The sequence below is a fragment of the Actinomadura nitritigenes genome (genome assembly GCF_017573545.1).
GTDB classification, from domain to species: Bacteria; Actinomycetota; Actinomycetes; order Streptosporangiales; family Streptosporangiaceae; genus Spirillospora; species Spirillospora nitritigenes.
Window position 1 is genome coordinate 1 of record NZ_JAGEOK010000077.1, and the last position, 8,667, is coordinate 8,667.

10 protein-coding genes and 3 pseudogenes are annotated in these 8,667 nt (G+C 69.9%); 3 read left to right on the top strand and 10 right to left on the bottom strand.

The features are described 5' to 3' along the window. The 6 genes and pseudogenes from J4557_RS48540 to J4557_RS48565 form a co-directional block, all read right to left on the bottom strand. Positions 1-368: pseudogene (locus J4557_RS48540) on the bottom strand (aminopeptidase P family N-terminal domain-containing protein); the annotation flags it as partial. Further along, positions 365-1,312, bottom strand: a complete 948-nt coding sequence (locus J4557_RS48545; RefSeq protein WP_208274697.1) for an oligopeptide/dipeptide ABC transporter ATP-binding protein — start codon at positions 1,310-1,312, stop codon at positions 365-367. The pseudogene J4557_RS48540 and the gene J4557_RS48545, both read right to left, overlap by 4 nt. Beyond that, a complete protein-coding gene (locus tag J4557_RS48550) occupies positions 1,309-2,085 on the bottom strand; it encodes an ABC transporter ATP-binding protein (protein ID WP_208274698.1) in 777 nt (258 codons plus the stop codon). Before J4557_RS48550 ends, J4557_RS48545 begins: the two co-directional genes overlap by 4 nt. Further along, positions 2,082-2,927, bottom strand: a complete 846-nt coding sequence (locus J4557_RS50625) for an ABC transporter permease (RefSeq protein ID WP_208274699.1) — start codon at positions 2,925-2,927, stop codon at positions 2,082-2,084. The genes J4557_RS48550 and J4557_RS50625 overlap by 4 nt, the downstream gene beginning before the upstream one ends. Continuing rightward, complete coding sequence (locus J4557_RS48560) at positions 2,924-3,934, bottom strand: ABC transporter permease (protein ID WP_243777539.1); 1,011 nt, start codon at positions 3,932-3,934, stop codon at positions 2,924-2,926. The genes J4557_RS50625 and J4557_RS48560 overlap by 4 nt, the downstream gene beginning before the upstream one ends. Before the next feature lie 80 nt (positions 3,935-4,014). Continuing rightward, positions 4,015-5,550, bottom strand: coding sequence for an ABC transporter substrate-binding protein (locus J4557_RS48565; RefSeq protein WP_307800632.1), 1,536 nt, complete (start codon positions 5,548-5,550; stop codon positions 4,015-4,017). A 177-nt stretch (positions 5,551-5,727) separates the two neighbouring features. Between J4557_RS48565 and J4557_RS48570 the strand changes: the two genes are divergently transcribed. Further along, a complete protein-coding gene (locus J4557_RS48570; RefSeq protein WP_208274703.1) occupies positions 5,728-6,348 on the top strand; it encodes an Lrp/AsnC family transcriptional regulator in 621 nt (206 codons plus the stop codon). On the opposite strand, the gene J4557_RS48575 is transcribed toward J4557_RS48570, so the two are convergent. Together J4557_RS48575 and J4557_RS48580 are read right to left on the bottom strand one after the other, a co-directional pair. Continuing rightward, the gene (locus J4557_RS48575) at positions 6,332-6,805 is read right to left on the bottom strand and encodes an avidin-fold protein (RefSeq protein WP_243777540.1); all 474 of its coding nucleotides are present in this window, start codon (positions 6,803-6,805) and stop codon (positions 6,332-6,334) included. The genes J4557_RS48570 and J4557_RS48575 overlap by 17 nt on opposite strands. Positions 6,806-6,943: 138 nt before the next feature. Continuing rightward, positions 6,944-7,138, bottom strand: a complete 195-nt coding sequence (locus tag J4557_RS48580) for a hypothetical protein (RefSeq protein ID WP_208274710.1) — start codon at positions 7,136-7,138, stop codon at positions 6,944-6,946. A 68-nt stretch (positions 7,139-7,206) separates the two neighbouring features. On the opposite strand from J4557_RS48580, the pseudogene J4557_RS48585 reads away from it, so the two are divergent. After that, positions 7,207-7,422: pseudogene (locus J4557_RS48585) on the top strand (IS110 family transposase); the annotation flags it as partial. Positions 7,423-7,435: 13 nt separating this feature from the next. Here J4557_RS48585 and J4557_RS48590 read toward each other — a convergent pair. Further along, positions 7,436-7,564 (bottom strand): annotated as a pseudogene (locus J4557_RS48590) (transposase); the annotation flags it as partial. 425 nt (positions 7,565-7,989) lie between these two features. On the opposite strand from J4557_RS48590, the gene J4557_RS48595 reads away from it, so the two are divergent. Further along, on the top strand, positions 7,990-8,172 hold the full coding sequence (locus J4557_RS48595) for a hypothetical protein (RefSeq protein ID WP_208274707.1): 183 nt from the start codon (positions 7,990-7,992) through the stop codon (positions 8,170-8,172). Positions 8,173-8,410: 238 nt separating this feature from the next. Here the strand turns inward: J4557_RS48595 and J4557_RS48600 are convergent. Then, positions 8,411-8,667 (bottom strand): hypothetical protein (locus tag J4557_RS48600; RefSeq protein WP_208274708.1); only part of this gene is annotated, 257 nt, incomplete at its 5' end.

An 8,667-nucleotide genomic window follows, 5' to 3' on the forward strand; every position in this document is an offset into this window, starting at 1 on the left:
GCCACGGCCCGGTCGGCGGCGACGGCCGCGCGCTCCATGGCCGCGATCTCCGCGTCGGACTTGCGCATCCGGAGTGATGCGAGGAGCGGCTCGGCCGAGGCGAACAGGGTCTGCGGGCCGAGCCGCTCCTGGATGGACAGCAGCTCATGCGCGGGCATCTGGGGGTCGATGGCGACCCGCGCACCCACCGGGATGAGGGGCGAGGCATCGGGGACGTGCGCGGGCGGGCCGTCCGGCGTGATCACGAGGAAGCCGTGCCGCACCGAGTCTGCCAGGTACCGCAGGTTCGAGGACGGGCGCAGGACGAGGACGTCCACCCCGTGCTCGATCATGCGGGCCCGCACCCGCTCCAGACGAGTGTCGCTCATTCCGGCGCCGAATCGTGGAGCCAGCAGGCCACCCCGCGTTCCTGCACCGGTTCCCGCTCCGAGCAGATGTCCATGGCGTGGGGGCAGCGCGGGTGGAACCGGCAGCCGGACGGCGGCGACACCGGGTCCGGCACGTCGCCGGGCAACTCGGCGGGAAGCGTACCCGCCCCGTCCGGCGCCGGGATGGCGGCGAGCAGGGCCCGAGTGTAGGGGTGTTTCGGGTCGGCCCAGACCTCGGCGGTACGGCCGATCTCGACGATCTTGCCCAGGTACATGACCGCGATCCGGTCCGCGATCATCCGGACGACCGACAGGTCGTGGCTGATGAAGAGCAGCCCCGCCCCCGACTCGACGGTCAGCGACCGCATCAGCGCCGCGACCTGCGCCTGGGCGGAGGCGTCCAGCGCGGAGATCGGCTCGTCGCCGATCAGCAGGGAGGGCTGGGCGGCCAGCGCGCGAGCGATGGCGATGCGCTGCCGCTGTCCGCCGGAGAACTCGTGCGGGTAGCGGCCGGCCATGCCGGCCGACAGCCCGACCCGTTCCAGCAGCTCACCCGGGGGCGGGCCGCCGCGCCGGCCGTCGGCGATCTGGCCGCCGACCCGGCGGCGCGGGTTGAGCGACGCGAACGGGTCCTGGAAGACCATCTGGATGCGGGTCAGCGCGGGATCGCGGCGGCGCAGGCCGAGCGGCGTCACCGGGCGGCCCTCGAACCCGATGGAGCCGCCGGACGGGCGGATGATCCCGCAGATGGCGCGGGCCAGCGTGGACTTTCCGCAGCCCGACTCGCCGACCAGGCCGACGACCTCACCGGGCGCGACGGACAGGTCGACACCCGCCACCGCCCGTACCGGGGGCCGGTCCGGGCTGCGATGGTCGACCACCAGGTTCTCGACGGCCAGCAGGGGTGTGGCGGGCGCCGGATCGGTGCCGTCCAGCAGTTTCATGAGGTGCTCCGCTCCGGCAGCGCGTCCAGCAGCATTCGGGTGTACTCGTCGGCGGGCTCACGCATGACCTGGGCGCGTGCGCCGGTCTCGACCAGCAGGCCCGCCCGCATCACGCTGATCGTGTCGGCCACCGCGGACATGACGCCCAGGTCGTGGGTGACCAGCAGGACGGCGAGTCCGAGTTCGTCGCACAGGCCGCGCAGCAGACGCAGTACGCCGGCCTGGACGGTCACGTCGAGCGCGGTGGTCGGCTCGTCCGCGATCAGGACCTTCGGGTCGCAGGCCAGCGCGATCGCGATCGCGATGCGCTGGCGCATGCCGCCGGAGAACTGGTGGGGGTACCGCCGGAGCGCTCCGGCGGCGTCCGGGATGCGCACCCGCGTCAGCAGTTCGACCGCGCGGTGGCGCGCCTCGGCCCTGTCCAGCTCCAGGTGGTGACGCATGTGGTCGGTGAGCTGGCGGCCGATAGAGAGCATGGGGTGCAGGCTCGTCGACTGGTCCTGGAAGACCATGCCGATCTCTCTGCCGCGCCGCGCGTTCATCTTCTTGGGCGGGAGGGCCAGCAGGTCGGTCCCGTCGAACAGGATCCGTCCGCCGGTACGGGCGCCATGCGGCAGCAGCCCCATGACGGCCAGCCCGGTCATGGTCTTCCCGGAGCCGCTCTCGCCCGCCAGCCCGTGGATCCGGCCCGGTTCCAGCACGAGGTCGATCCCCTGGATGATCTGCCGCCCCGCCAGCTCGACGGTGAGCCGCTCGACGTTCAGCACGGTCACAGCGCCCGCTCCTTGATCGCCCGTGCCGTCCGCGGGTCGAGCGCGTCGCGCATGGTGTCACCGAGGAAGTTGAAGGCCAGCACCACCGTCAGGATGGCCAGGCCGGGGAACACGCCGACCCACCACTTGTCGAACACGTGCGTGGCGGACGCCACCATGGAGCCCCATTCGGCGGTGGGCGGCTTGGCGCCGAGCCCCAGGAACGACAATCCCGACAGCAGCAGGAGCTGGGTGCCGATGTCGAGGGTGGCCAGCACCAGGACCGGGCCGGTCACGTTCGGCAGCACGTCGGTGCGCAGCGAGCGCCACGCGGAGAACCCGAGCAGCCGCCCGCTGATCACGAACTCGCGGGACCGGACGCCGAGCACCAGGCCGCGGGTGACCCGGGCGTACGCGGGCCAGGACACGACGAGCACGGCGAGCACCGCGTTGCGCAGGCTGGCGCCGAGCGAGGCGGCCACGGCCATCGCGAGGATGACGGTGGGGAACGCGAACACCAGGTCCGCGACCCGCATGATCGTCTCGTCCAGCCAGCGGCCGAAGTAGCCGGCGCAGGCTCCCAGCAGCCCGCCGATGACGACGGACATCACGACCAGCAGCAGGGTGAGCGGGATGGACAGGCGTGCGCCGTACAGCACCCGGCTGAGGACGTCGCGGCCGAGTTCGTCGGTGCCGAACCAGTGCGCTCCGCTCGGCCCCTGGAGCCGCGGGAACGCCTGGCTCAGCGGGTCGTGCGGCGCGAGCAGCGGCGCGGCGACCACCACGACCAGCCATCCTGCCGCGATGACAAGGCCGACGACGGCGAGCGGCTTGCGCCATGCTTCCGGCACCCTGCGGCTCACGTGTGCCTCACTCTCGGGTCGATGACGCCGTACAGCATGTCCACCACCAGGTTGACCACCACGTAGATCACGCCCACCACGAGACCGACGCCCATCACCGCGGGCAGATCGAGGGTGGTCGCGCTCTTGTACGCGTACTCGCCGATGCCGGGCCAGGCGTAGACCGCCTCGACGAGCACGGTGCCGGACAGCAGGCTGCCGAAGGCCAGCCCCGCCACCGTGATGACCGGCACCAGCGCGGCGCGCAGCGTGTACCGGAACAGGACGGTGCGGCCGGGCAGCCCCTTGGCCCTGGCGGCCCGCACGTAGTCCTGGCCGAGCACCTCCAGCACGGCCGACCGCGTGAACCTGGTGAGCAGGCCGATCGTGTAGGCGGCGAGCACCAGCGCGGGCAGCAGGAGGTGGCCGACTGCGCTGGCGAAGACGTCCCACTGGCCGGCGAGCGCCGCGTCCACCGTGTACAGGCCGGTGGTGCGCGGCGGAGGCGCCATGGCCGGGGAGAGCCTGCCGGAGCCCGGGGCCAGCCCGAACTTGTAGAAGAAGAGGTAGAAGGCCAGCAGCGCCAGCCAGAACGTCGGGACCGAGACGCCGGCCAGGCTCGTCACCCGCAGAAACTGGTCCACGAGCCGGTCCCGGCGCAACGCGGCGATCACTCCGAACGCGACGCCGAGCAGGAGCGACACCAGCAGCGCCGTGCCGGCCAGCTCGAACGTCGCGGGGACGAACTCCCGCAGGTCGTCGGCGACCGGCCGGTGGCTCTGCTGCGACTCGCCGAGGTCCCCGCGGACGAGGTCGCCCATGTAGGTCGCGTACTGCACGGGCAGCGGCTTGTCGAGGCCGTGCTCCTCCCGGAACTGCTGGACGATCGCCGGGTTGGCGAGCGCCTGCTGGCCGAGGTTCGCGGTGGCCGGGTCGCCAGGCACCATGTTGGTCAGGACGAAGGTGACCAGGGTGACCCCGACGGCCAGCAGCACGGAGACCGCCAGCCGCCGGGCCAGGAATCGCATCAGCGGATGCCGCGACCACCACCGGGCGCCGGGTGGCCGGCGGCCCTCGGGCGTCGCCCCGTCCGACGGGTCAGTGGACTTCATTTGCGGCCGAGCGCCGCGATCTCGAAGGTCCACACCGGGTTGACCGCCAGGCCGGTCAGCGATCCGGCGGTGACCAGGCGCTGGCTCGGCTGGATCAGCGGCACGATCGGGCCGCGCGCGTTGAGCTGGGCCTGGATCTGGTGGTACTGGGTGAACCGGTCATCGCCGATGGTGCTCGCGGCCTTGGCGCCGGCCTCCTCCAGCGCCTTGTCCGCGCCCTTCTTCCAGCCCGCGCGCTCGCCGATCAGTCCGCCGGGCAGGAAGGCGAGGTAGTTGCTGGCGTCCGGGTAGTCCGGGCTCCACCACCACAGGCCCATCTCCTCCTTGCCGTCGCGGTAGCTCTCCAGCGCGGTCGCGATCGGCGCGGGGGCGAGGTCGACGGTGATGCCGACCTCCTTCAGATTGGCCTGGATGCGCTCGGCCAGCGGCTGGAAGGACAGGCCGTTGAGCGTGAAGTCGCTGGGGAACTCCAGCTTGACCCTGGGGTTCGTGATCCCCCCGGCGGCGAGCGCCGCCTTGGCGCCGGCGACGTCGCGCTTGGGCGCCTGCTCCGCGGGCAGCGAACCGTTGATCATGGACGGGATGATGCCGGCCGGCTGCACCGAGCCCTCGCCGGCGAGTTCCAGCAGCCCCGCGTAGTCCACGCCCTTGCTGACGGCCTCGGCGAACCGGGGATTGGACGTGATCTTGCTGACGGCCGGGTTCCGGTTGGTCAGCAGGAAGAACACGTTGGCGGACGCGCCCTTGACGGTCTGGGTGCCGCCGCCGATGCCCTGGGCCTGGTCGGCCGTCAGGTCCACCGCGATCTGGCTGTCCCCGCGCTGCACGTTCAGCTTCTGGGTCTGCGACTGGACGTTGCGCAGCACGACCCGCTTGTAGACCGGCTTGGTGGCGCCCCAGTACTTGGGGTTGGCCTTGAGCACGACCTGTGTGGCGGCGTTGAAGGATTCCAGCATGTACGGGCCGGATCCGGCCGACTGGCCGTTCAGGTACTTCTCCGCCTTGTCGGCGGGGGTCGCGGCACCGCCGTTGGCCTTGACGACCTTGGAGTTGAGGATGCCGAGCGCCGGGTTCGGCAGGATGAACGGCAGCGACGGGTTGGGCTTGGCCGACACCAGGGTGATGGTCCTGTCGTCGGTCTTCTCGACCGTCACGCCGTCGAGCAGGAACGACGGGTTGCCCTTGAGGTCGCGGACCCGGTCGAGCGAGAACACCACGTCGTCGGCGGTGACGGGGCTGCCGTCGGAGAAGACCGCGCCCTGACGCAGCCTGAGGGTGAGCTTCTTGCCGTCCTTGGACAGCTCGTACGACTCTGCCAGCGACGGCACCGGCTTGCTGACGTCGGAGCCCTTGAAGCCGAGCAGTGTGTCGTAGAGGGCCCGGTCGATGAGCAGGCCGGTCTGCTCGTACATCCGTCCCGGGTCGGCGGTCTTGAGGTTGAACGAGGTGTCGACGACCAGGGCCTCGCCGCTCCCGGACGACGACGTCTCGTCCCCGCCCGAGCAGGCGGTCAGGCTGAGTGCTGTGGCCACGAGGACGGAGCACGCCGCCCGCCGTGTGGTTCTACTCGTGATCGGCATCGCGGCCTCCGGGGATCCGTCAGGTCAGTTCGTACTTCTGGACGACGAAGTCCGATAGTGCGAGACTTCCGGCTAAACATCTACGCAACCAGCAAAAGTCAAGACAAAGCGGAAGAGGGAAACGGATCTATGGCCAGACCGTCCCAGGGACCGCCTCATAGGCGGACCGAACCTGGACAGATCCGCACCGAGCTGGACCGGATCGACCTCAAGATGCTGGAGGTCCTGCGCCAGGACGGCCGGATCTCCATCGCTGCCCTCGCCCAGCGGGTCGGGATCTCCCGGGCCAACGCCTACATGCGCTTCGAGGCGCTCCGCAGCGGCGGCGTGATCAGCCGGTTCACCGTGCAGGTCGACCCCGTCCGCACCGGCCTCGGCATCTGCGCGCTGATCTTCGTCACCGTCCGGCAGCAGATGTGGCCACAGTTCCGTGCCCAGCTCTCACTGATGCCGGAGGTCGAGTACTGCGCGATCACCACCGGCCAGCACGACGCGATGATTCAGGTCCGGGCCACCGACGTCGCCGCCGTGCATCGCCTGGTCTCCGAACGCCTGGCCGGCATCCCGGCCGTGAAGGCCACCGAGACGGTGCTCATCCTCGACGAGGTGATCCGCCGTCCGTTCGTGCTGACGTCCGACTGCGCGCCGGCGAAGGCGGAGGCGGAGCCCGGCCCCGGTCCGGTCGCCCTGGGACGGATGCGCTTCATCCGCGCGGACGCGGGGCGGGCCGAGCTCAAAGACCTCCCCTGAGGATCTCCTCGCAGATGCTGACCTGGGGCGTATCGTCCCCCTCGAACTGGAACTCCTCCACCAGCCGGATCCGGCCGTCCTGCAGCAGTTCGATCCGGTTCGTGCTGGACCCGGCGACCGGATGCGCGCTCTGCTTGGTCAGATGGACGTAGTTCAGTTGGACCTCGGCCCCGCGCCGGGCCCCCACGAACCTGCCGTGGACCACGGTGTCGCCTTCGTAACTGCCCCACACCACGCCATCGGCCTCGGCGTAGGCGAATCGTGTGGGCGCGGCAGGGTCCACGCGGCTCGCGGTGGAGCTGACCATCGCGAACCGCCGACCGTCCAGATTGAAAAGATCATTCTCGTTCACGGTGCTCATCGTGCCGGGTTCCGCGTCTCGCGCAATCGCGCCTGAACGCATCGTCGGGGAACCGCCCGCCTCCTGGACGAACCGTCCGCGATACGTGACCGTCACGCCAATCCGTCTCGGACTCCACGTCCGGCCCCCCGAAGCCGACGGGGGGAAGGAGGCCGTTCCGGAGCCCGTACCGACCACCGGGGCGGTCTTTCGGCGGCCGGATCGCCGCTGGCGCGAGACTGAGAATCAGGTCGCTCAGGCGTCGGGCGCCATCTTCGTCGCGGTCGCGTTCACCACGCAGCCGGCCCATCCAGGCAGCGCGTTCAAGGACTCCGGCGCGGCGGCGTCCGAGATCGCCGTGACGATCGGCGGTGACCTGTTCCCCTCGATCTTCCTCGCGGGTCTGGTCGTGGCGCAGTTCGCGTCCGGGAACGCAGCGCAGGCCAGCACGTCACGGCCGCTCTTCGCGATGGGCCGGGACTCGGTCCTGCCGCGCCGCCTGTTCGGCTACGTCCACCAGCGGCCTGCGCGCCACCGGCCGCCAGGTCTATGCGATCAACCCAGTGGCCGTAACCCGCTGTCGCGAGCGTCATACCGTCGCCCGGTCCAAGAGCGACCACGCCGACGCGTTCACACTGGCCGACATTCTGCGGGTCGACGCCGCCCATCACCGGCCGCTGCCAGAGGATTCCGAACTCGTGCAGTCCATCGCGGTGCTGGCCCGCGCCCAACAGTCGGTCAGCGGTAAGGGCGGTTGCGGAACGCGGCCACCTGAGCGTCCAGCACTTTGGACATCTCGCTGACCTGGCTATTGGAGATGCCCTTGATGCCCATCTGTTCCACCAGCTTGTCCACCCGCCGCATCGACGAACCCATCTCTCTGGTCCAGGTCTCCACGCTACGAGGGGAAGCACACCCCGCAGCCAACGGGCAAACATGTCCTCCACCATAGCCAGATACAGCGGCCCTTCCTCGGTGTCGATCTGCGTCATGTCCCCCACCGGCATCCGCCACCCCTCCTCACGCAGGTCATCGGTAAACCGCGGCGACCCGTGGGGTCCGCTGGCTGCCTCGAAGTCCCGGCCGATCGCGGTGTCCAGTTCATCGCATCGCCACTGCCGCCCGGTCAGGGCCTGGACGCCGATGCACTTCTTTCCACTTGTAGAACCAGGACTGCGAGATGCTCAGCGCTCGATGTAGGCCGGCGGAGAGCCGCTGGGCGTAGCGGCCTTCATCGTCGGCCAGAAGACCGACCACGACGTCCCCACGCGTCGGTCACCGTCCTCCAGTGGGTGCCAATCGTGAGCCCTCTCTTCGACCTCCACACCTTCGTGCTTCTACTGTCCGCTGCCCTCGTGGCCATCGGTGCCGGCGCCCTGACGTACCTGTCCACGACCTCATTCCCGCAATCTCTGCTCGTCGCGGGCGGAACGGCCGCCGCGGCTCTCGCCTGGGGCAACTCCCTGATCAAGCCGGGCTCTTGACGGCAACGACTCCATGGATCCCCTGCTGTGCTTCCCGCCGAGGCACTTGCGCCATCCTCGTCTGTAGCCTAGAGACATGGCTCCCTGCTCCCTGTGCACGCAGGGTTGGCCCCGCAGCTAGGGCACGCTTTACTTGCAGAGTCACATGCTCCCCGCGCACGGCTCTGCGCTGATACTCCTTCGGTAATCGATCCGGTTTGGCTCCAGTGTTCCCAACTGCATGTTCCCGTACGGATGGTCAGCTCTCGCTTGTGCGAGCTTCCATATAGGCGTCGGTCAGCAGTGCAAGGACATCCTGGTCGATGGGGCTGGTGAGGTAGTTGTTCTGCCGAATCTCACCCGGGAGGCGTTCGTCCAGGTGGGCCAATGTTCGCGGCGCCTCGGTCTGGAAGACCGACCGCTGTGGGCTGACGAACGCGCCGCCGTCGTTCCAGATGGTGACCAGCCCGCGCCCTTGGCCGGGAAGTCGTGGATTGAGCACCCACCGCCCTTTGC

Coding starts and splice junctions, on each gene's coding strand:
- J4557_RS48545 (WP_208274697.1), bottom strand. CDS start 1,312: ATGAAACTGCTGGACGGCACCGATCCGGCGCCCGCCACACCCCTGCTG.
- J4557_RS48560 (WP_243777539.1), bottom strand. CDS start 3,934: ATGCGATTCCTGGCCCGGCGGCTGGCGGTCTCCGTGCTGCTGGCCGTC.
- J4557_RS48570 (WP_208274703.1), top strand. CDS start 5,728: ATGGCCAGACCGTCCCAGGGACCGCCTCATAGGCGGACCGAACCTGGA.